This is a genomic window from Brucella sp. NBRC 113783, from assembly GCF_040372265.1.
GTDB classification, from domain to species: Bacteria; Pseudomonadota; Alphaproteobacteria; order Rhizobiales; family Rhizobiaceae; genus Brucella; species Brucella teleogrylli.
The window spans coordinates 13,410-36,263 of the sequence record NZ_BAABRX010000021.1; the positions used below are offsets into that span (position 1 = coordinate 13,410).

Consider the following 22,854-nt stretch of genomic DNA (forward strand, 5'->3'; position numbering starts at 1 on the left):
CCATGAGCACGGTCGTTCTCCAGAAACTCGACACCAGGCCGCAACAAACGCTGGCTCCTGCGCGCCTGCTCGCGCCCCGGAATCTGCTGCGGTTCGTATTGCCGGTGGCAGCACTTGCTGTCTGGCAGATCGGCAGTGCTACGGGCCTGATCCATTCACAGACCTTCCCCTCGCCGGGGGAGGTCGTCAGCGCCTTTGCCGAACTCGTCGATACGGGTGATTTTCAGGCCGCTTTACCGGCATCGTTGCTTCGGGCCGGTGCCGGCTTGGGACTGGGACTCCTTATCGGGATCGCCTTCGGTTTGTGGACCGGGCTGTCGCGTCTGGCGGAAGAAGTGTTTGACTCTTCTTTCCAGATTGTCCGCCTCGTGCCGTTCATTTCGCTGGTTCCGCTCTTCATCATCTGGTTCGGGATCGGGGAAGCCCCGAAAATCTTGCTCATCACGCTCGCCTGCGTGTTCCCCGCTTATCTTAATACCTATGCGGGTGTTCGCAACGTTGACAGCAAGCTGGTGGAAGCCGCGAGAACGTTCGGGCTTTCACCCCTTGAGATTACCTGGCAGGTTCTGCTGCCGGCGGCACTCCCCGGCGTGCTGGTGGGCATACGCTATGCCATGGGTGTCTCGCTCCTGGCGCTCATCGTTGCCGAGCAGACCAACAGCCGTGCCGGCATCGGCTATCTGATATTTGTCGCAAGCGGCGCCATGCGCATCGACCTGATCGTGGCCTGCGTTCTCGTCTACGCCGTGCTGGGCGTTCTGATCGACCTGATCATGCGTGCCATCGAAAAGCTCGTCCTGCCGTGGAGATAATCGAATGTCCATTGCCGCCAACGTCCATCCCCTCGTCAGAAACGACAGCGCCTTGGCTTTTCAGCCAGTGGAAGAGGCTGTTCAGAAAATCCATACGCCAATTACACCTCCTGTGGTGTCCCCGGTTGCATCTCTTGGCCAGGTCTCGAAGAAATTCGGTGATCAAACCATTCTGGATCATGTCGATCTGACAATCGGGCAGGGCGAGTTCGTCGCCCTGCTGGGGGCTTCTGGTTCCGGCAAGACGACCTTCCTGCGCATTCTCGCCGGCCTTGACCACGCCAATGACGGCGATGTTCGCGTGGCGCAAAATCGTTCGGTCGTCTTTCAGGAACACCGTCTTCTGCCGTTCCGCCGGGCCTGGCGCAATGTGCTGCTTGGTGCCCGTATCAAGGGTAATGCACGCGCCGTCGCTCGCAAGGCGCTGGCGGAAGTCGGCCTCGAAGCCAAGGCCGACTCCTGGCCGAAACATCTTTCGGGCGGCGAGGCGCAACGCGTTGCTCTCGCCCGAGCGCTGGTGCGGGCGCCGACCTTGTTGCTTCTGGACGAACCTTTTGCAGCACTCGATGCGCTGACCCGCATTCGGATGCACGCGCTGGTCGAGGGTCTCTGGCGCGAACATCAGCCTACCGTGTTGATCGTCACGCACGATGTGGACGAAGCCATTCTTCTGGCCGATCGCATTCTAGTGCTGAAAAATGGCCGGTTCTCGCTCGATATCGCCGTGCCGCCACAACTCGTCCGAAACCGATCCGCGCAGGAACGGGCCTCTGAGGAAACTGCATCGCTGCGGCACCGGCTGCTCCGTGAGCTTGGCGTTTCCGTTCCGGAAACGACTGACGATACACAATGACAGCTAAAAGCTCCATTATAAGGAATTTCGATATATGAACTCTATCTTGTCTAAGAAAAACAGTGAAGGTCTGCGGGCGAAGGCGCAGCTTCTCCGCGCCCTGACATTAAGCCTTTCGGCATTCTCACTGGCCACCGTTATCGTGCAGCCCGGTCTGGCCGAAGAAGCAAAGCAGGTTACGCTTGTGATCGGCCAGAACGGTCAGGAACTACAACCAACATGGGAAGCGTCGGGCATCTGGAAGGATGCGCCTTATAAGATCGAATTTGCAACCTTTCCGAATGCTGTCGAGAACGCGACCGCACTTTCGGCAGGCAAGGTCGATGTCAGCTACTTCGCGCAGTTCACAGCCATTCAGGCACAGGCTGCGGCCAATCCTGACTGGACAAAGGACACGGTGCCTTACAAGTCGATAGTGGTTGCGGCGACTGCCGATCCGGTTAATCACGAACGCTTCGTCACCGTGGCATCCAAGGACTCCGGCATAACGAAGCTGACAGCCGATGCCGTGCGCGGCAAGCGTTGGGCATCGTCGCCAGGCGCAACCAACTATCTCCTCTATCTCCAATCGTTGAAGCATCTCGGCCTGACGCCCAAGGATGTCGTGCCAGTGACGCTGAACAATGAAGCGGGCGCGCTGGCTTTGCTGCACGGCGAAGTCGATCTGGTTTCCGGGGCAATCGATTTCTACGGTCCAGCTATCAAAAACGGTGCGACGGTGATTGCCAAGAGCGGCGATGTCGGTCCGGGAAGCCCGGGCGGGTTGCTCGCCAATTCAAAATCGCTGGCCGACCCGGCGAAAGACGCGGCCATTCGCGATCTTGTCCGTCGTTATGTCGAATATCAGGACTGGTACAACCGTCATCCAAAGGAGGCCAAGGAGGCGTTGATCAAGGTTCGCAAGCTGACGCCGGAAAACGCCGATTTCATCTGGTCCTACACGCGTGTCCTGCCGCAACCCATCGATGAGGCACGGATCGACGAGGCACGCAGCATCGCTGAGGTCGTTTACGGCTTCGGCGCGCTGAGCAAGGCGATTGACGCATCGTTCGCCTACGATAACCGTTATGGCGATACGATTCTCGACACGTTGAAAAAGATCAATTTCGAAGCGAATCTCAAGGATTCGCTGGCCACGCAATAAGGACGCTATCATGACCCGCTATGTCATCATCGGCGCTGGCGCAGTTGGCGCCAGTCTCGCCGCCCAGTTTCAAAGTGTCGGCATCGATTACGCCCTTGTCGGTCGCGGCGAGCAGATCCGTCATATCCGCTCGCATGGGCTGACCTTTCAGCGGCCTTCCGGCACCCAGACTGTCAGGTTGAATGCCTATGACACACAGGAGCCCCCTGCACTGACCACGGACGATGTCCTGATCCTCGCCGTGAAGGCGCAGGATGTAGAGACGGCGACGGCTTTCTGGTCACGTCAGACCCTGAAGGACAGCCCGGAAACGGCTGGGTTCAGGCTGCCGCTCGTCACGCTTCAAAACGGTCTGGCTGCCGAGGCCGTGGCGAGCCGACGCTTCGCGCATGTTTATGGCGCGAGCATCCTTACACCGGCGCGCTTTACCGAAGTTGGCACTGTCGTTGCCGGCGGTTCGCCTCAGGTGGGGGCGGTGGTCCTCGGTGTCTATCCATCGGGCGAAAACGAGACAGCGCGAAAGATCGGGGCCGATCTGGCTCAGGCCAATTATCTGACGGAAGTCCGATCCGATGTGCGGCGCTGGAAAGCGGCGAAACTGGTCTACAATGTGAAGAATGTGCTGGAGATTTTCTCCGGCGAAGCGGATGCGGTGTCGGTTTTCGCCGACCGTCTGTCTCAAGAAGCAACAAGCGTTCTGAAGGCGGCGGCCTATGACATTGCCGATGCGTCGGAACGGCGCGTCAGCCTTGCGGGTTGGGGTGCTGCGCCGGATAGCGGCATCAAGCCCGGCCAGCAATCGACATGGCAGAGTTTTGTGCGTGGCGTTCCCAACGAGGTCGATTACCTTAACGGCGAAATCGTCCAGCTCGGACGAATTCATAACGTCGAGACGCCTTATAACAGCGCCGTGCAGGAAGCGGCTGCACGTTTGGCACTCGCGGGCGGACAGCCGGGTTCGATTACACTTGACGACATCGAAGTCATCATCGATCGCGTTGCACGTGCTGCGTAAGAGGTAACTGGAAGGGCCCGCTTTCATGCGGGCCTTTCGCCACAATCAATAAAGGGAACCGATCCTTCGGAAAGCTGAATGAGAGCTTCAATTCGCGACCAAATTCTAAACGTGGCAGGTGCACTGTTCTATAAGGAGGGCATCCGCGCCGTTGGCGTGGACCGTATCATCGAGGAAGCAAGCGTCGCCAAGGCTACGCTTTATCGCCATTTTCCGTCGAAGGAACATCTTGTCGCCGCTTATCTGAGCGAGCGGCATGAGCGTGTTCTTCAGTCGCTGGAAGATGTCCTCGTCGATATACCCGAACCGCGCCATCAGCTACGCATCATTTTCGAGCGGCTGCATGAAAAGGCGGATAGTCCTGAGTTTCGGGGCTGTGCCTTTGCGCTGGCGGTTGCTGAACACGGCGAGTCCGAACGGGTCGTTTCCATCGCGCGCGAACACAAGCGCTCCGTCCGGGACATATTCGCACGGATTCTAGCTGCTGCCGGGATTTCCGAAGCCGCACCGGTCGCGCATCTCGCGCTTCTTTACGAGGGCGCTCTGGCGACGGTCGCCGTCAATCGCAATCCAACCCAGGTTCTCGCTGCCAAGGATGCGGCCCTCGACGTGTTCGACTGGTCCTTCCGGCAAGCGAATGGAAACAACTGAAATGGCTGTCATTGAATATTATTTCGGGATCGGTTCACCCTGGGCCTATCTCGGTCTTGCTCCCCTGCTGGAGATTTCCCGGCGGTTCAATATCGGTATTCGACCGGTGCCGATTTCCCTGATTGAAGAAAATGGGGCGATCTATTCCCGTAACCGTCCAGAGGCGCGTCGCGCTTATTGGCTGACCGATTTGAGCCGCTGGGCTGCGGTGCGCGGCAAGACCTTGAAATTGCAGGATCGTGCCGGTCTGTCCGATCCGACGCCCGCGGGCTTTCTCGTCATCGGGCATATTCTGGATGGCGGTGATTGGGCCCGCTTGACCGCCGTGCTTCAGAAGGCATTCTGGGAAGACGGTCTGGACATCGGTCAGGCGGAAGTTCGGTGTCATATTCTCGATGCGGCTGGCTTCGATGCGGCAGCTCTGGAAGAGCGGGCCGGTGCTGCGGATATTCAGGCAACATGGAAATCCAATTACGAAGAAGCAAAGTCGCGCGGTGTCTTCGGCTTGCCGACATTTCGCTTCGAAGGCGAACTCTATTGGGGGCAGGACAGCCTGCCATTTCTGGAGCGCCATCTGGAGAAGATCAAAGCGGCGGCCTGAAAAGCGGCGGGTTGACCGGCGAGTTCCGCCTCGCCAGAACCCTTTCCATCTTCGAACGCCGGGATGCGCCCATGCACCCGGCGATTGAACGAGATACATCCCCTATATACCACGGAGGCTAGCCTATGAGCGCGCTCCCACAAGAATTCACCGATGCGCTGTCCAGGCGGTTCGGTGACCGTTTTTCGCTATCGAAAGCCGTTCGCGAGCAGCATAGCCGCGGTGAATCCCACCATACGGGTGTCGTGCCCGATGGGGTCGTCTTCGCGCAGAGCACGGAAGAAGTCTCATTCGCCGTCAAGCTGTGCGCCGCGCATCATGTGCCGATAATCGCTTTCGGAGCGGGTACATCGCTGGAAGGGCATCTGATTGCGGTTCGCGGCGGTATTTCGCTCGATCTGTCGCGGATGAACGCTATCGTGCGGGTCAGCCCGTCTGATCTCGACTGTATGGTACAAGCCGGTGTCACACGCGAAGAACTGAACGCCCATCTGCGCGATCAGGGACTGTTTTTTCCCATCGATCCGGGTGCCAATGCCTCGATAGGCGGCATGTCGGCGACACGCGCTTCCGGCACGAACGCGGTCCGTTATGGCACGATGCGCGAAAATGTTCTGGCGCTGACGGTCGTTCTGCCTGACGGACGCATTGTCCACACCGGAACCCGCGCCCGCAAATCCTCCGCAGGTTACGACCTGACGCGGCTTTTTGTCGGTTCGGAAGGCACGCTTGGCATTATCACCGAAGTCACTTTGCGCCTGCACGGTATTCCGGAAAGTATCTCGGCAGCACTCTGCTCCTTCGAAGATGTCGAGCAGGCGGTGGAGACGGCTATCGCCGTTGTCCAATTGGGTATTCCCGTTGCCCGTATGGAGCTTATGGACCGTGGATTGATCGCTGCCGTCAATCGTTATTCGGGTCTCGATTTGAAGGTCGAGGATACGCTTGCCTTTGAGTTTCACGGGTCCCCGGGCAGTGTTGAAGAGCAGGTGTGCCTGGTGCAGGATATCGTGAAGGGCAATGGCGGACGCGATTTCGAATGGGCCAGTTCGTCTGAGGAACGCAACCGGCTCTGGAAGGCGCGGCACAATGCCTTTTACGCGGTGGTTTCGCAGCGTTCGAAAGCCAAGGGCTGGTCGTCGGATGTGTGCGTGCCGGTTTCGGAACTGGGTAATGTCATTCTCGACACGCGCAAGCTGCTGGAGAATTGCAGCGTGCCTGCGGCCATTCTTGGGCATGTGGGCGACGGCAACTTCCATGTCGTCTTTGCTGTCGATCCCGACAGTGCAGCGGAACTGGAGGAAGTCGCAAAGATCAACAAGAAGATGGTGCGAAAGGCCATTGCTGTCGGCGGAACCTGCACCGGTGAACATGGTGTGGGCACCGGCAAGATGGCCTATCTGCGTGAGGAACATGGCGATGCCGTAGACCTCATGGCGTTGATCAAACAGTCGATCGACCCAATCGGGATCATGAATCCGGGCAAGATTTTCGAAATTGCGAATTGATCGAAATTGTAAAACTCAGGCCTGTGCCGGTGGAGGTCATCCACCGGTATTTTGTTTTCGGCCTCAATGAGCGGAAACGCCCAGCGCTTCGAGAAGCCTTGACCGGTGACGAATGAACTCAGGTTCGGCCCGGCTTCGGGACGGTGGCAGCTTGACCGGCTCGTCCAGCACGATCCGTCCGTCATGCAACACGATGGTTCTGTCGGCCAGAATAATGGCTTCATCGACGTCGTGTGTGACCAGCAGGACTGCGGGCGCGTGGGCTGCACACAGATCGCGGAGCAGTTTGTGCATCACGATCTTGGTCAAGGCATCGAGCGCTCCGAAAGGTTCGTCCGCCAGCAAAAGCTCCGGCTCCCGCACCAGTGCGCGCGCCAACGCCACGCGTTGCTGTTCACCGCCCGACAGATCGCCCGGCCAGGCTTGTTCGCGCCCGGCAAGCCCGACTTCGCGCAGAGCCGACAGGGCAAGGTCGTGACGCTTGTCGGATCTGACTCCAAGCTTGATGTTCGGCAGCACGCGCTGCCACGGCAAAAGGCGCGCATCCTGAAAGATCACGCTGGTGGCGTCAGGAACCGTCAGCCCGCCTTCATATCGGGGTCGAGGCCAGCCAAAGCGCGCAGCATCGTGCTCTTGCCGGAACCGCTATGACCGAGCAATGCAACGAATTCGCCGGGTGCGATTGTCAGGTCGATATTGTCGAGTACGATTCGGCCTTCGAAACGTCTGGTTAGCCCCCGTACCTTGACGCCATTTTTCTGCGCTGTCAGCGGAAAGTCTTGCGCCATGAGAGCACCTTCGTTTCAATGTGTCTGAGAACAGTATCGGTTGTGAGGCCGAGCAAGGCATAGACGACCAGCCCGACGGCGATGATATCGACCTGACCGTTCTGACGCGCTTCACCGACCATATATCCGAGGCCGCTGATGGTGTTGGATTGCTCGACGACGACCAGAACCAGCCAGGCGCTGACGGCTGACAGGCGCAGACCGGTGAAGAACCCCGGCAAAGCACCGGGCAAGACGACCTGCCAGACAAACTCCCAATGCGTCAGCCGAACCGTATAGGCCAGCTCCACATAACGCTTGTCGACGCCTGCGATTGCAGCCGACGTGTTGATATAGACCGGTATCATCGTGGTCAGGCAGATGAGGGTAATCTTCATCTGTTCACCAAGACCCAGCCAGTAAATGGCAAGCGGAATCACGGCCAGAACCGGCGTTGCCCGCCATATCTGCAAGGGCCCATCTACGAGAGCTTCGCCCCAGCGGCTGAGTCCGGAAATGAGAGCGAAAACGATGCCGAATAACACACCCAGACTGAGCCCGGTGATCGACCTGTAGAGAGAGGCGCGTAACGCCTTCTGCAATACGCCATCGGCCAGCAATTGCCACGCTCTTGCCACCACCTCCCAGGGGGCGGGCAGGGTTCTGGGATCCAGAACCCCAGCCGCCGATGCTGCTGCCCATATCAGAAGCAGAAGCACAGGGCCCAGCAGTTTCAGGAAGGGCATCGGCTTTTGTGTCTCGACACGGATCGTACCCCAACCGCTCATAGGCCTGCATATTCCTTCGCGGCAGCCTGATTGATGGCGTCGAAGCGATAGTCGAAATAATCGGCGATCTTGAGGCCCTGCGGCAATTCACCAGCTCCGATCATGAAATCGACAGACTTTTGCAGTTCGGCGGCCAGATTGGCGTCGAGATGCGGCACTTCCGTCTTGCCTTCCAGTCCGGCCAGCTTGCGCGCCGTCGCGGGATCGTAATTGCGCAGCTTGACATAGACGGCTTCCGCATACTCATCGAGATGGTCGTCCTTGTAGAGCTGAGCGGCAGTCCACAAGCGGGCAAATTTGGCAATCGCTGCCGCTTTGCCGGGGTCTTCAAGCGCGCTGCGGACCGCATAAATCGGGCTGAGGCCGCTGCCCTGATTGATACCTTCCGGCAGCAGATGAACCCCTTCGTCCTTCAGTTCCGCTTCAAGCTTCAGGCGGAGTGCCGCCACAAGTACGGCTGCATCCACTTCACCTGCCCGAAACGCATCGGCAATGTCGGGTACTGCTATATTGATGAGCTGTACATCGCTGGGTTTCAGGCCGGCGACGTCGAGCACCTTCAGAATATAGACAGACATCATCGTGCCCTTTGGATAGGCAATCTTCTTGCCTTTCAACTGGCTGACGGAAGTAATGTCGCCGCGACCGGGCGCGGTGTAGAAGCCATAATAGTCGCGGGTATTTCGTGTATAGCCGATATTGTAGAGTTCGGTGCCCTGTGCCCGACCGAAAGCAGTGGCGATATCCGCACCCCAGCCGACATCGGCAGCCCCCACACGCAACGATTCAAGAACGAAATTGTTGCCATTGAAGTTTTGCCATTCAATTTCAACATCTTTTTCCAATTCCGCAAGCCCGCCCGAAAGCCGCAACAGCGTGACATTGGTTTCATTTTGATCGGCGATGCGAAGTTTTGTTCCCTTCGGAATATCCGTCGGCAGTGGATCGGTCAGTGAAATCGTTCCTGTCGCTGCACCCGCCGATCCCGTATAAAGCGTTGCTCCTGCGATTGCTGTGCCGATAAGGAAATGGCGTCTGTTCATGGAAAGCTGCATGGACTATCTCCTGCGTAAACTATGCTGTGACTGAAGATGAGAGGTTGGCTGACTGTCGCACAAGGGATTGGGCGGCACGTTGAGCGAGCGCAATAACGGTTAAGGTCGGGTTTGGGGCGGGGCTGGTCGGAAAGGCGGAAGCTCCTACGACCCAGAGCCCGCGCACGTCCCAGGACTGGAGGTTTGAATCGACCACGGATGAAGCTGGATCGCTGCCCATGATGGCGCCCCCGGTCGCATGAGAATTGGTACAATGAACGGTATCGTAATGTTCGGGCAGTTGTGTGCCGGTTTTGCTAACGTCTGCTCCGGCCTGTTTGAGGATATTGTCCAGAGTGGTCCCAACGGCGCTTACCATGTTGCGGTCATTGGGCTGCCAGTCGAAGTTCAACCGTAGCAACGGATCGCCCCATGCATCGCGATAGGTAGTGTCGATATCCAGATAACGATGCTTGTGCGGTGCCACTTCCCCAAGCATCGCTACACTGACAGCGCGCCCCACATGCTGCTTGAGAGCTTTTTGCCATCCGGTTCCCCATTGGGGTGCATTGTCAGGTACGGTCGGGAGCTCGCGCTGGAGATTATAGAGACCTGTTACCTGTATACGGGTGCCGCCGACATAGTTTGCCGTTTTGTCACGCCCCGGATCGAAATCCGAGTTTGCCCATCCGGCGATTTTTGAGGAAGGTTCTTCAAATATCGGTTCAGGTAGAAATCCTTGCGACGATACACCGATATGATTGGCGTAATGGCGTCCGACTAGCCCCCCTTCGTTGGGTGAATAAGCTTTGCCGATCCTGGATAAGAGCAGCAGCCGAACGTTGTTCAATGTCCAACTGCACAGGGCCACCATCGGCGCAAGAACCGTCTGCCGCCCACCATGTTCGTCGGTATAGGTGACGCCGTTTGCGCGGCCACCGGAATGCAGGACGCGATGAACGTGACCCGAACGCAAGTCAAGGTTGCCCGTCGCAACGGCGGCAGGCCACAGGGTATTCAACGGTGTGGCAAGTGAATAGCCGTGTTGCGGATTGACGTTGCGTGTAATGCCAAGCGGGTTCGTATAGGGTTCCAGACTGAGCGCATTTGGGTTTTCCGTTACGGTCAGGCCGATTTCCGATGCCGCCTTGGCCAGATGCGCCAGCTTCGGAGAAAGATCGAGTGGCTTTCCGGGCAAAGAATGGGAGCGTTTGTAATTTTCGGACGGCAGACCTCTGGTTGAGGCGACACCGAGAACTGCTTCGGCCCAAGTATAGTGCGGTTCGAGGTCATCGTAGCCAATTGGCCAGTCGCGGTAGTCGAGATCTTCAGCCCAAGGTTGTTGAAGGAGATCGCCATAATGGGTCTTGGAGGTAAAGCCATGAGGATGGAAGCGCGCACTGATGCCGCCCCACATCAGACCTGCGCCGCCAAGTCCGCGCCCGGCCAGAAAGGTGCCCAGCGTTCGCATAGGAAAGGATTGGCCGGTCCGTTCGTGTCTGAGCGTGAAGGTTTCCTGCACTGGATCGGGCAGACGCTTTGCCGGAAAGCCCGGCGACCGTGATTTGTAAAAAATATCGGTGCCTATAAGGCTGGTGATCTCACCTTTTTCGAGAACGAGTGTCTTTAAGCCGTTGCGACAGGCATCGGTGGCAATGACAGCGCCGGTCCAGCCGCCCCCGACAACAATCAGATCGTAATCTCTGCTCATGCTGTCAGCTCCTAGGTAATAGCGCGATTGTCTGGCTGCGTGCGAGCGTCCGATTGATCGAGCCATTGCCAACCGAGTGCTTTATGCTCGGCAGTACTCACAAAAAGCGCGTCATAGATGACCTGTCGGATCAATGCGAAGGCCTTCGAAGCGACCTCATCGGACGCGGTTTTGTCGCCGAGCACCTGAAGCAGAACTGACTGCGCGTTTTCGTTATCGAGATCGGAAAAGAACCGCGAAGCAATCGTCCATGCATGACGATCCAGCACACGCAGCAATTCGACAACGAAATCACGTGGGCTGCGTGGGTCTTGCCAGCCGGCAGCAGCGATTGCATCCGGCTGAAACGGCGGTTGCCGATAGCTGTTGAGCCCCAACCCCCAAGGCGTATTCAATTGAGCGATCACTCGCGCATTGAGTTGGAGAGCCAATTCAGTATCCGGCGCACTCGAGGGCCAGATGAGCGTCACTAATTTTGACAGACCGCCGAGCCTGTTGCTGTCGTATAGATTGCTCATTGGCAAATCCTTTGCGCGGGAGTTAGGCCACCAGAGATTCTTGCACAAAATCCGGCAAGACGGCGACAGTGCGCTGTTCGCTGATGCCTGGGATGGATGCGCGAATCACATCGCCCGGGCGCAGATTTTGGGCTTCCGTGCCCTCCACGCGAGCTGGACTGCCCGTCAGAATGACATCCCCCGGTAAAAGACGGATTTTATGGGATAATCGCGAAATGAGCGCAGGTACAGAAAACACCAGATCGGACGTGTGGCCGCGCTGGATCGGCACGCCATTGACGTCGAGTTCGATAGAAAGATTGGCCATATCGCCGACCTCATCGAGCGACACCACCTCCGCACCAAGTGGTGTAAAGCTGACGCGGGATTTCGAGGGGTTGATATAAACCACTGCGGGGGAACCGTCAGCCGCGGCGACCTTTACGACCGAGTTGCGGTCGTAAAGGTCCTGAGCCACCGTGACGCCGGCAATATAATCGAGCGCGGCACTTTCATTGACACGATAAGCTTCGCGTTTCAGGACGATTGCCAGCTCCGCTTCCGTAAAGACAACATCGCTTGGCACTTCGATATTCGAGTATGGACCAGAAAGCGACGTGATGAATTTGGCGAAAACTCCCGGTTCTTCAGGCGCCACAAGGCCGGAATGTTGAAGATGGGAATGATAGTTCAATCCCACTGCTACGATCTGCCGAGGGGTTGGTACAGGAGTTCCGATCAGTGTCGCTTCAGGAAGGGGTTCATCAGCTTTTCGCTTTTGCGACGAAGCCCAGTCAATGAAGGCGTCCCAGTGCTCGTAGATACGTTGCGGGTCGGAGGAAAAACGTCCGTCGCTCGCCTTCTCGACATCGACTATACCATCGGCCAGTTTGAGTTTCAGCCTGCCGGAAACATTCACTACGCGAGTCATTTTGGGCATTTCCCTCTCTTGAAAGTGATTGTGAGAGCTTAATGAAATACCGCAGAGTGAGAATGACCAGTCTTTCTATTGTCTATTAAAATAGTAGATTATATTTCTGCATTCTTGGAATGATAACGGAACGCTTTTCGATGTCCGCCGAGCAGAAGCGAGCCATCCTTCAATGAAAGTTGTGCAATATTTGATGGTCATGAAACGGCTATCAACAAAATTAACGGAGCGGCCGGACCATGCCAAGTTCGCAAAGTCCAGGAGATCACATTAGGGGTGGTGAGACGTCAGCGAATAGGACAACGCTGTAGAGAATAATTGAAAGGAAACTAGTGGGTAGATCACAGCGATTGGACATTCGTCGCCATATTGAAGAATCTTAAATTTACATTTGAAATCGAGTTCACGCTAAGTGACTTGAGGAGCTTGGTAAGGATCGCAACACTAGGTCATTAACTTGATTCTTGACTGGCAATCAAAGCAGCGAGGCGCCTCTCAATGGTCAGTGGTGCACCGGTTCGGCGTTCATGCAATGGAAGAAAACCTCGCTTCGAAGCCGTCTTTCTTGCCAGATGCCGGAGAGGAAAACTCTAACCGACCGCCTGCTCCAGTAGCAATTGTTTTGGCAATGGCAAGACCAAGTCCTGCACCGCGCACAAGAGCCTGACCGCGCTCGAACGGCTCACTCAGCCGAGCAAGCGTTTCGGGTGGCACGACTGGGCCGCCATTAACAACACGCAGTTCCCCATCGCTTTTAAGACTTACGAGAACAGGCATGTCCTGTGCACCGTGTTTGAGTGCGTTTTCGATCAGGTTGCGCGCTAGTATGGCAAACGCATCCGCATCAATGCTCTTAAGCACGGGGCAATCAGGGAGAGTCAACTCAATGCGACCGACAGCATCGGTAGATCCGTTGAACTCGCCTACAACTAATCGAAGGATTGCAGCAATATTTACTGGCTTTTCGGCCAGGAGCCGTCCGCCCTCGGCTCTTGCCAACTGCATCAGTTTTTCTGTCAAGCGGGCGAGGCGGCGCAGCGCCGTTTCCATGTCCTGGGCACGTTCGCGCGTGGTAGCATCGGGCGCCTCGACGATCAGTCTTTGCGACTGTGCGAGCGCCGCTGCCACCGGGGTGCGCAATTCGTGGGCTGATTTGGCTGCAAGACTGCGTTCGGCTTCCAGGGTCAGTTTCAAACGGTCCAACAGCCGATTTACCGCTATGGCAACAGTGTCAATTTCGGAGGGAAGCCCATTTACGGCGACCGGATCAAGATCTCCGCTGCCACGCGCCTCAATCTGATCGCGAAAACTGCGAACCGGCGCCATGGAAAGACGTACGATGAGCCAGACACCGATCAAGCCAAGGAGGACGGCCAGGGAGAGAGGTACAGCAAGCGTGTATAATATGTGCTTAGCCGTATCGCGCCGGTGGGACAGGGGTTCAGCGACAGTAATTGTGAGGCTACCCTGCATTGCGGCGTCAGAGTAGAGCCTGTGGGTTGGTGTGCTGCTGAAACCCATTTTTGAATAGGGCGGAAAAATGGTTACATCCGCACTATGCGAACGCATCTGCACGGTTCCGGCCGCGTCACGCACCACATAGGTGAAATATTCGTCGTGCTGGCGCAGGGTGGCAACCCGCTGTTCGGTGTCGTCGGCATCGCGTCCCAATATCTCAAGCGCTGCGACTGGCAGAATGCGTTGCGCCGTTTCTTCGAGGGCGCTGTCAAAGGCCTTATTCAGTTCCTGGCGCAGAAGATGTGCTGTCACAATCGTTGTAACAACCCACAACAGGGCCGCGCCGAGCCCGAGCCAGAGCGAAAGTCTCCATTGCAGGCTCTTCGGTTGGATCATTTTGCGTTTCCAAGCCGGTATCCGATGCCGCGAACCGTCTCGATGATCGCATGTCCAAGCTTTTTGCGGAGACGGCTGACATGGACCTCAATTGTATTGCTCTCGACTTCTGAGCCAAAGGCATAGAGCCGATCCTCGAGTTGCGACTTGGTCAATGCAATACCAGGTCGCTGCAGGAAGTTTTCTAGCAGTGCCCATTCGCGACCGGTCAGTTCAACGGGGCGCCCGTCCTGCCTCACGGTCTTGGCGGCCAGATCGATCTGGAGGTCGCCTATTTTGATCAATGGGTTGGGATTGCCGCTGTAACGTCGCGCAACGGCATTCAGTCGTGACGACAGTTCCGCCAGATCGAACGGTTTGATCATGTAATCGTCTGCCCCGGCATCGAGTCCTTCGATCCGGTCGGAAATCTGGTCCAGTGCCGTGAGGATAATGACAGGCGTGACACTGCCTTTGGCGCGAAGATTGCGTAAAAAATTGACACCCAGCCCGTCGGGAAGCATCAGGTCCAACAGCATTAGGTCGTAGACTGCAGAGTTGACATGCTCTGTTGCGTCGTCGAGCCGGGTCACCCAATCCACGGAATGGTTGACGGCGATATGGTCGCGAACGGCCTTGCCCAGGATTGTATCGTCTTCGATCAACAGAACCCGCATACAACAGCACCCTTTATTCGATAAGAAGCGGCCCCGTGTCGACCCGATTCAGTCAGATGTGAACATATTCTAACTGAAGCTGTAACCTGTCGTTCCTCTGACGTCATACCCTTGCCAGCTTCAGCTGTTCGTCAGAAATGGCTGGCATTATTCTCTTCAAAGCGCATTGATCAGGAACAATGATATGATGGTAAATTACCTTGCTGCAATCTCCCTTTTATTGATTTCAGCAGGAAGCGGCGTGGCGCGAGCCGATGATGACTGCCATGTGTCGATGGACAAGTGGCAATCCAGGGACGCGGTTCAGGCTATGGCTACTTCTCGCGGCTGGACCGTAGCGCGGATCAAAATCGACGACGGCTGTTATGAAGTCCGCGGTTCCGACAAAACCGGAATTGCTTTCAGGGCCAAAGTTGATCCGGCGACGCTTGCTATAGTCAAGATAAAACACAAGGTCGGCGAATCCGACCACGACGATGATCGCCGTCGCAGATCAAGAGATAACTAGGGATAGGTGTCAAGCGCTGCGTCGGCATGCTTTCCAGCCGCTTGCTCGACAAAACTCCCTGCCAAATAAGCACCCGGCGCTCCGCTAATAGAGCGCGTTTAGTCAAGGAAAGACTTGTCATGCCTCGCAGTCCTGATCGTTATTCAAAAAGCATGGTTGTGATTCACTGGTTCACCGCAGCGTTGATCCTCGGAGCATGGTTGACGTCGGTGGGTGGACGCCGTATGGCGGAAAATCCGCCTTTGTTGCATTTTTCTCTAGGGCTTGCCGTGCTCGTGCTTGTTTTCCCACGCATTCTCTTGCGTCTTTCTGGCGCTGCGCCGTCAGCATCTCAGACGCAAGGGATGCTAGCGCTTGCGGCCAAGGCAGGTCATGCAATCCTCTATCTGTTTCTGCTCGCCTTGCCGCTCAGCGGCTGGTATGCCGCCTCGCGGATTGGCGTTCCCATATCATTCTTCGGCCTTTCCGTTCCAGCCATTACGGCCCCAGTGCAAGGCTCCCCCGGATTGATCGCCGACTTCCACGAGAATGCCGGCACCATCATTCTTTATCTGGCCGGTCTTCATGCACTGATGGCGATATGGCACCAGTTCGTTTTGCGCGATGGCACGCTCAAGCGCATGTCGCTGCATTGATAACAGCCCGCATCGTCGGTTCTTAAAACGGTGGACCTGCTGGCAGGTCCACCGTTTTCGTTATGTCTTTCCTGACAAAGCGCTGAAGCAGAAATTACATCAGTGTCAGGCGGCGTTCAGCTCATCTTGCGAGAGTGGCTGGCATGAACACGGATCCGGTTCAGGTCCGTGCGCCCGTTTCTTTGAAAGAGGTAGTCTGACATGAAAGTACTTCTCGCAGTATTGGCAATGACCACGGCACTTACGCTTCCGGGTATCGCCATGGCGCGACCCGTAACTCTGACCGCGACGCTGAACAGCTATGGCGGGGACGGCGCTTATCTTGCCTATTACGTCACCGATGCTCAGGGCAAATATGCTGGTAGTCTTTGGATGGCTGGTAGCAAATCCAAGTATTACGAACACCTGTCTGGGTGGTATCGCGCAACGGGTGGCAACACGAGCGAAATCAATGGTATCACGGGCGCGAGCGTCGGGACAGGCAAGACGCTTAAAATCACAGTTGATCTGGCCGATGCGTTTTTTGATGCGGGCTACACATTGCACGTCGACGCTGCGGTGGAAGACATGCGCGACAGTCCCAATGAGGTGGTTATCCCGCTGACATCCGGCGGTGTGAAAGCTCCAGTCAAAGGACGCCGTTACATCGCAACAGCCGATTATTCACTATAAACGGTGATTGCTATGTTCCGCGTTATCCATCGTTGGCCGGGACTTCTTGCCGCGTTGTTCCTGATTGTGCTCAGTATCAGCGGTGCAGCACTGTCGATTTTTCCCGCTGTCGAAAGTATTTCGTCTCCACAGGCAGATGTGACACGTACGATCGCCGATCTGGCGGGGCGTGTTCAAGCGGTCTATCCGCAGGTGGAGCAAATCCGGCGGGCGCCGTCTGGCCGGATGACGGCCTATTGGTTCGATAATGGTGCGCCTCAGGCGGCGGTCATCGATCCCGCCACCGGTCAGGCTATCGCTTCTGCCGATCCGAATCCAGTCGAACGCTGGCTGACAGGTCTGCATCGTTCGCTCTTTCTTGATGATAGCGGTCGCATGGTCATGGCTGCGGGCGCTGCCGCCATGATGGTGCTGAGCCTGTCCGGGGTGGCGCTTGTCGCACGTCGGGCCGGGGGTTGGCAGCACTGGTTCTCGCGCCTGCGTGGCCCGCTCTCCGGGCGTCTGCATGTCGAGGTCGCCCGACTGGCCGTCGCAGGCCTGCTGCTTTCCTCGGCCACGGCTTTGTGGATGACGGCCTCCACCTTCGATCTGTTGCCTGATAGTGCGGTTTCGCCGGTCATGCAGACTGAGGCAAGCGGCCAGACTGGAGCGCTTCCGGCGACGATGGAACCGCTGCGGCAGATACCGGTTGCGGAAATGCGCAGCCTGTCATTCGCCGATCCATCCAACCCGATGGACATTCTCACCCTTAAGACCGACCGGGGCACCGGCTATATAGATCAGGGCACGGGCGCGCTTCTCGGCTGGAGCGGCCTGACCGGATGGCAACGTCTGTCGGAAACCATTTATATGCTCCATACGGGACGGGGGGCTTCTGTTCTGGCGCTGATCCTTGGCCTGGCGGCTCTTGGTGTACCAGTCATGGCGGGCACGGGCGTTGTTCTCTGGTTCGACGGGCGTCGCGGACGGCCACGTATTCGCGGCAATGTTTCCGCAGGAAAGGCGGAGACGATCATTCTCGTCGGCAGTGAAGGCGGTAGCACATGGGGCTTTGCCGCTACGCTGCATGCGGCGCTGTCCGACGCCGGTCAGGCCGTCCATGCCGCGCCAATGTCGGCTTTCGACCCGGCCCGTTACGGGCAGGCGCGGCGCATCCTCATCCTGGCCGCGACTTATGGCGACGGCGATGCACCCGCTTCGGCCAAGGGGTTTCTCGAAGGACTGTTATCTCAGGAAGCGGATTCGGCAATTCCGCTGGTTGTGCTCGGTTTTGGCGATAGTAGCTTTCCAGCCTATTGTGGATTCGCGCGAGCGGTGACGGAGACGGCGGATGCCGTCGGATGGAGAATGCTCATACCCTTTGACACGGTGGACCGTCAGTCGCCGCAGGCTTTTGCCCGATGGGGACGGACACTCGGTGCTGCGTTGGACATAGACCTGGAACTCACGCACCAGGCCGTTCAACCCGCCGCCGTAACGCTTACGCTTGTGTCGCGCCGTGATTATGGTGCCGAAGTGCAAGCGCCCGCAGCAATACTGCGCTTTGCCTTGCCGAAGCTTTCCTTCTGGCAGCAAGTGCGTGGCCGCGGACTGGGGCGCTTTGTGGCCGGCGATCTCCTCGCCATCGTTCCTCCGGGATCAACTGTTCCCCGGTTCTACTCACTGGCTTCTGGACGCAAGGATGGCTTTGTCGAGATCGTCGTGAGAAAACATCCGGGTGGGCTATGCTCCTGCCAGCTCCTGGAACTGGAGCCCGGAGACACGATCAGCGCTTTCCCGCGCCGCAATCCCGGTTTCCATGCGGACAATCGGACACACATGCCCCTGATTTTGATCGGCGCGGGAACCGGAATCGCACCTTTGGCGGGTTTTATCCGTGCCAATACGCGACATCGCCCGATCCATTTGTTCTTTGGAATGCGCCGGACGAATAGCGATTTTTTCTATGGCGACGAACTCCGTGAATGGAAGCAGAAGGGGCAAGTTGCGCAGATTAGCTCCTGTTGTTCACGCGGGAAAATGCCGCGCTATGTACAGCATGCTCTTCGGGAAGAAGCCGATGACGTCACTCGGCTGATTCAGGAGGGGGCGCGGATCATGGTATGTGGCGGACGCGATATGGCCAACGGAGTCTCGTTGGTTCTTGCCGATATTCTGGGTTCCACGGGGCTGACATTGGCCAAACTCAGGGCGGAGGGACGTTATGTCGAAGACGTCTACTGAGATGCAACGTCACGCTTTGAGCGGGCCTACCATGGGTACACGTTGGTCAGCGTTGTTTTACCAAGCAGCGGGGTTCGATCCACAATCCGTTCGGGCCGCGCTTCAGGCGGCAATGGACGCGGTGGACATGCAAATGTCAACATGGAAGCCGGATAGTATTCTAATGCAGGTGAACGCCGCGCCGGTGGGACACTGGATAAAGGTGCCGCAGCAACTGCTGGACGTTTTGCGCCTTGCGCTCGACATTGGCCGTGCATCGGGCGGCGCGTTTGATATCGGCATGGGGGATGCCGTAAGCGCCTGGGGTTTCGGGGCGTCAGAGGCGGACCCTGAGCAGATACGAGCAGCGCTTGAGCGCGAGCGCCGACCAGCCCATGACGTTCTGGAACTGGACGTCGAGCTGGGAATGGTGCGAAAGTTGGCTCCCATCACGCTTGATCTCAATGGAATTGCCAAGGGATATGGCGTGGATCGTCTGGCGGAGACATTGCTGTCTTTCGGGATTTCGTCAGGCCTCGTCGGAATCGATGGGGAGATGCGGGCGCTCGGGTTGCGGCCAGATGGGAGTCCTTGGTCGATTGCAGTAGAGGCTCCTGACTATGATCGTCGCGCAGCTCATTCGGTTCTCGCTCTTCAGGATGCGTCGGTCGCCACGTCGGGCGATTATCGGCATTGGATTAATGTCAACGATTATCGCCTGTCGCACACCATGGACCCACGTCGCGGTGCTCCCGTCATGGAGCCTCCGGCGTCAGTCACCGTCGTGACACGTACCTGTGCCGAAGCGGATGCATGGGCAACAGCGCTAATGGTACTCGGCTCGCAGATCGGTGTGACGCTGGCCAGGCGGTTAAGCTTCAATGTTCTGTTCTTATTGCGTGCTGGAGGAACAGTAATTCAGTGCGAAGCTGTAGGTGAATTATTCACCAGTTCACATTCTGGTAAACCACGACGCCCTTTAGCCGATGTTGGGAGAGATTCTCAACGCCCGGAGCGCATTGAGGATAACAGCGACATCGATCACTTCCTGGAGCAATGCACCCTGGACAGGTAACAGATAACCGAACGCTGCCGCGATCATGGCGATCACGGAAAGGCCGATGCCCACCACAACACTTTCGATCGCAATGCGCCTTGACCGCTTCGCAATCTCCATCCCGGTGCGAAGCCTGTCTATCCTGTCAACGAGAAGAACGACGTCGGCTGCCTCAGCCGACGCTGCCGCTCCCCTTGCACCCATCGCAACGCCGACATCAGCCGCGGCAAGTGCGGGCGCGTCGTTGACGCCGTCTCCGACCATCATCACAGCACCGTTCTTGCGCTCGCTGAGTACGGTCAGCACTTTTTGATCGGGTGAAAGTTCGGAGTAGATGGCGTCAAGCCCCAAGCCCTTGGTGATGCGCCTGGCCACCGCAGCACGATCGCCTGTCGCCAGCACTATGCGCTTTACGCCGTCCTTGCGCAGTTCCTGTAACGTATCAACAACTTCGCCGCGCAAGGGGTCGGCCATAACGATATAGCCCGCAATCCTGCCGTCTATCGCGACTGCAACCAGGGCCGCTCCAGCTTCTGTATGGGGGATTTCGCTCAGTTTTGCATTGACCTGTCTCTCAACGAAGCTATGTCCGCCGACAACGACGCTTTTGCGATCGACCCAGCCCGCCACGCCATCCCCTGCCAGTTCGCTGACGTCAGTCGGCAATACAAGATCTATATCGCGCCCCTGAGCGGCCAGTACAAGGGCCTGTGCCATAGGGTGTTTGGACACCTGGTCAAGGGAAGCAGCGAACCGCAATACCTCGTTTTCACTGAATCCCGGCTCAAGGTGGATTGAGGTGATTTGCGGACGACCGTCGGTCAGCGTTCCGGTCTTGTCCAGCACCAGTGTATTGATACGGGCCATATTCTCCAATGGACGGGAGCCTTTCACCAACACCCCGAAATGAGCCGAACGCGACAGTCCCGCAACAAGAGCGACGGGCACCGCCAGAATGAGAGGACATGGTGTCGCCACGACGAGAACGGCGACCGACCTTATCGGGTCTCCCGTGAACCACCACGCGCCGAAGGCGATTATGACGGTCACGATCAGAAAGCCGACAGACCACTGGTCTGCCAGTCTCGACATTGGAGCCTTGGAATGCTGTGCTTCTTCCACGAGGCGAACGATGCCAGCGTAGGTGCTATCCTTCGCTTCGTGCTTGGCAACGAGATCGAAAGCATCGCCGGCATTCATCGAGCCGCTCAGCACATCCGCTCCCGACGCAAGCGAAACCGGAAGTGACTCTCCCGTGAGCGCAGACGTGTTTACGAAGGCCTTTGCGGAGGCGATACGCCCATCAACGGGAATGACATCCCCTTGACGGATCAGGAGGCGGTCACCCGGACGAACCGTATCCACGGCAATCTCTTCGAGATGGTCATCGATATAACGCATTGTCGTTCGCGGCGCACGGGACAGTAAGGCATGCATCTCACGGCGTGCCCGCCCTTCGGCAAAGCTTTCAAGAAAGGCTCCCCCAGTATACATGAGGGCGACGATCGAAGCCGCCAGCATTTCCCCGAATGCCAGCGCGGCCGTCATCGACATCGCCGCGACGATATCCAGCCCGAACTCCTTTCGCCATAAACTCCGGAGAATTTCGACGAGCAAAGTCGCCAGCACAGGCAAAGTGGCAATAGTCCAGGCTAGCCGCGCGCCGTATGAGTAGCCGGAGAAGTGCAGGCCGAGCCCGATAACAAGTCCGCACAAGGCAAAAATCAAAAGGATTGTCTTTGATCGATCTTCACCTGAAAACCGCATCTTTAGCGTCTCCCCGACCTATAGAATGAGCAAATTATAGAGCCCTGCCTCTGACCGACTACAGTAATTCTTCTTTACATTTGTATTCCCTATAAACTCAGATCCGCGGTCAGACCGATGTGCCGACGAGGGCCCCAATACCAGCCGTGATTGCCATGGCCAATGCGCCCCAAAAAGTGACGCGAACGGTTGCCTTAAGCATATTAGCTCCTCCCGCCTTGGCGCCGATTGCGCCTAGTAACGCTAGAAACAGCAAGGAAGAGATAGCAACCGCATAAAGCAAGATCGAGGGAGGCGCGATGACCGCCATCAGCAAGGGTAGGGCGGCCCCAATCGAGAACGTGGCCGCTGAGGTCAGCGCTGCTTGCACTGGCCGTGCTTCCATGTGTTCGACAATTCCCAGTTCGTCACGGGCATGAGCTGCCAGAGCATTGTGTGAGGTCAGCTGTATTGCCACCTGCCGCGCCAGTTCCGGAGTTAGGCCGCGATCAATATAGGCTTGCATCAATTCATCGAGCTCTGCTTCGGGCTGAGTTTTGAGTTCTTTGCGCTCTCTGGCAAGATCTGCCAACTCCGTATCGGATTGAGAGCTGACAGAAACATACTCACCCGCCGCCATGGACATCGCGCCTGCAACAAGGCCTGCGATGCCAGCGATCAAGATCTGCGTCGTTCCCGTTGAAGCAGATGCGACGCCCATAATGAGGCTCGCCGTTGAGACAATACCATCATTGGCGCCGAGTACCGCTGCGCGAAGCCAACCGATCCGCGATACGAGGTGGTTTTCTGTATGCAATCGGCTCATTGAGGTACCTCCGGGCATTGGATGCATATCATCATACCTCTATCGAGGCCCTTTGCCAGTGGACTGAAAATTTGAAGTTATAGAATTCTTCTCCGGCGATTGGGCTTTTACCTTTTTCGTTAGAGCTCCTGCGCGGATTTTAAAAATCTGCGTTTTCGAGGGAGGCTTGAAAACGTTAACATTATACATTATAGTATATTATATAATGTTACGTTGGAGGCATAAATGCCCGTCACCAGAATATCTGAGAAACTGTCGGGGTGTTGTCACGTTAAGTTTCTCTGGCCGGAAAGGCCAGGGGCTCGTAGATATTCAGGCGAAACAGGCCGCAATTTTCCATGCATCGAAAGCTTCGAGGCGATGGTAGCGAATTGTGTGTGCGGCTC

Annotated in this window: 20 protein-coding genes and 2 pseudogenes; 12 read left to right on the forward strand and 10 right to left on the reverse strand. The window is 57.1% G+C overall.

Annotation, left to right across the window (positions count from 1 at the left end):
• Positions 1–2 precede the first annotated feature (2 nt).
• From ABWW11_RS25085 to ABWW11_RS25115, 7 genes are all read left to right on the forward strand, one after another.
• Positions 3–812, forward strand: coding sequence for an ABC transporter permease (locus ABWW11_RS25085; RefSeq protein WP_109366337.1), 810 nt, complete (start codon positions 3–5; stop codon positions 810–812).
• A gap of 4 nt (positions 813–816) precedes the next feature.
• The gene (locus tag ABWW11_RS25090; RefSeq protein ID WP_109366336.1) at positions 817–1,665 is read left to right on the forward strand and encodes an ABC transporter ATP-binding protein; all 849 of its coding nucleotides are present in this window, start codon (positions 817–819) and stop codon (positions 1,663–1,665) included.
• A gap of 46 nt (positions 1,666–1,711) precedes the next feature.
• A complete protein-coding gene (locus tag ABWW11_RS25095) occupies positions 1,712–2,809 on the forward strand; it encodes a PhnD/SsuA/transferrin family substrate-binding protein (RefSeq protein ID WP_167836150.1) in 1,098 nt (365 codons plus the stop codon).
• A gap of 10 nt (positions 2,810–2,819) precedes the next feature.
• Positions 2,820–3,824, forward strand: coding sequence for a ketopantoate reductase family protein (locus tag ABWW11_RS25100; RefSeq protein WP_109366334.1), 1,005 nt, complete (start codon positions 2,820–2,822; stop codon positions 3,822–3,824).
• Positions 3,825–3,902: 78 nt separating this feature from the next.
• Positions 3,903–4,475, forward strand: coding sequence for a TetR/AcrR family transcriptional regulator (locus ABWW11_RS25105; RefSeq protein ID WP_109366333.1), 573 nt, complete (start codon positions 3,903–3,905; stop codon positions 4,473–4,475).
• A 1-nt stretch (position 4,476) separates the two neighbouring features.
• Positions 4,477–5,076 (forward strand): 2-hydroxychromene-2-carboxylate isomerase, encoded by a 600-nt coding sequence (locus ABWW11_RS25110; RefSeq protein WP_109366332.1) that lies wholly within the window; start codon positions 4,477–4,479, stop codon positions 5,074–5,076.
• Between the two features lie 125 nt (positions 5,077–5,201).
• A complete protein-coding gene (locus tag ABWW11_RS25115) occupies positions 5,202–6,584 on the forward strand; it encodes an FAD-binding oxidoreductase (protein WP_109366331.1) in 1,383 nt (460 codons plus the stop codon).
• Positions 6,585–6,647: 63 nt separating this feature from the next.
• On the opposite strand, the pseudogene ABWW11_RS25120 reads toward ABWW11_RS25115, so the two are convergent.
• From ABWW11_RS25120 to ABWW11_RS25155, 8 genes and pseudogenes are all read right to left on the reverse strand, one after another.
• Positions 6,648–7,372 (reverse strand): annotated as a pseudogene (locus tag ABWW11_RS25120) (ABC transporter ATP-binding protein).
• Positions 7,351–8,139: an ABC transporter permease gene (locus ABWW11_RS25125; RefSeq protein WP_109366330.1), complete on the reverse strand. Its 789-nt coding sequence runs from the start codon at positions 8,137–8,139 to the stop codon at positions 7,351–7,353. The pseudogene ABWW11_RS25120 and the gene ABWW11_RS25125 overlap by 22 nt, the downstream one beginning before the upstream one ends.
• Positions 8,136–9,194 carry an ABC transporter substrate-binding protein gene (locus ABWW11_RS25130; RefSeq protein WP_109366329.1) on the reverse strand — a complete coding sequence of 353 codons (1,059 nt, stop codon included), beginning with the start codon at positions 9,192–9,194 and terminating at the stop codon, positions 8,136–8,138. Before ABWW11_RS25130 ends, ABWW11_RS25125 begins: the two co-directional genes overlap by 4 nt.
• A gap of 19 nt (positions 9,195–9,213) precedes the next feature.
• A complete protein-coding gene (locus ABWW11_RS25135) occupies positions 9,214–10,884 on the reverse strand; it encodes a GMC family oxidoreductase (protein WP_319080932.1) in 1,671 nt (556 codons plus the stop codon).
• An 11-nt stretch (positions 10,885–10,895) separates the two neighbouring features.
• A complete protein-coding gene (locus tag ABWW11_RS25140; protein ID WP_146200160.1) occupies positions 10,896–11,402 on the reverse strand; it encodes a hypothetical protein in 507 nt (168 codons plus the stop codon).
• Positions 11,403–11,424: 22 nt separating this feature from the next.
• On the reverse strand, positions 11,425–12,312 hold the full coding sequence (locus tag ABWW11_RS25145) for a fumarylacetoacetate hydrolase family protein (protein WP_181375984.1): 888 nt from the start codon (positions 12,310–12,312) through the stop codon (positions 11,425–11,427).
• Between the two features lie 525 nt (positions 12,313–12,837).
• Positions 12,838–14,166, reverse strand: coding sequence for a sensor histidine kinase (locus ABWW11_RS25150; protein ID WP_109366325.1), 1,329 nt, complete (start codon positions 14,164–14,166; stop codon positions 12,838–12,840).
• Positions 14,163–14,822, reverse strand: coding sequence for a response regulator (locus ABWW11_RS25155; protein WP_094573455.1), 660 nt, complete (start codon positions 14,820–14,822; stop codon positions 14,163–14,165). Before ABWW11_RS25155 ends, ABWW11_RS25150 begins: the two co-directional genes overlap by 4 nt.
• Positions 14,823–15,006: 184 nt before the next feature.
• Between ABWW11_RS25155 and ABWW11_RS25160 the strand changes: the two genes are divergently transcribed.
• The 5 genes and pseudogenes from ABWW11_RS25160 to ABWW11_RS25180 all read left to right on the forward strand — a co-directional run.
• Positions 15,007–15,330 (forward strand): PepSY domain-containing protein, encoded by a 324-nt coding sequence (locus ABWW11_RS25160; protein ID WP_371831085.1) that lies wholly within the window; start codon positions 15,007–15,009, stop codon positions 15,328–15,330.
• 119 nt (positions 15,331–15,449) lie between these two features.
• A complete protein-coding gene (locus tag ABWW11_RS25165) occupies positions 15,450–15,965 on the forward strand; it encodes a cytochrome b (RefSeq protein WP_109366324.1) in 516 nt (171 codons plus the stop codon).
• A 201-nt stretch (positions 15,966–16,166) separates the two neighbouring features.
• Complete coding sequence (locus ABWW11_RS25170) at positions 16,167–16,637, forward strand: DUF2271 domain-containing protein (RefSeq protein ID WP_109366323.1); 471 nt, start codon at positions 16,167–16,169, stop codon at positions 16,635–16,637.
• Positions 16,638–16,649: 12 nt separating this feature from the next.
• Positions 16,650–18,860 carry a PepSY domain-containing protein gene (locus tag ABWW11_RS25175; protein ID WP_109366322.1) on the forward strand — a complete coding sequence of 737 codons (2,211 nt, stop codon included), beginning with the start codon at positions 16,650–16,652 and terminating at the stop codon, positions 18,858–18,860.
• Positions 18,841–19,833, forward strand: a pseudogene (locus ABWW11_RS25180) (FAD:protein FMN transferase); the annotation flags it as partial. The gene ABWW11_RS25175 and the pseudogene ABWW11_RS25180, both read left to right, overlap by 20 nt.
• Here the strand turns inward: ABWW11_RS25180 and ABWW11_RS25185 are convergent.
• Together ABWW11_RS25185 and ABWW11_RS25190 are read right to left on the reverse strand one after the other, a co-directional pair.
• Positions 19,819–21,663: a heavy metal translocating P-type ATPase gene (locus ABWW11_RS25185; RefSeq protein WP_109366320.1), complete on the reverse strand. Its 1,845-nt coding sequence runs from the start codon at positions 21,661–21,663 to the stop codon at positions 19,819–19,821. The pseudogene ABWW11_RS25180 and the gene ABWW11_RS25185 overlap by 15 nt on opposite strands.
• A gap of 109 nt (positions 21,664–21,772) precedes the next feature.
• A complete protein-coding gene (locus ABWW11_RS25190; RefSeq protein WP_109366319.1) occupies positions 21,773–22,468 on the reverse strand; it encodes a VIT1/CCC1 transporter family protein in 696 nt (231 codons plus the stop codon).
• Positions 22,469–22,854 lie beyond the last annotated feature (386 nt).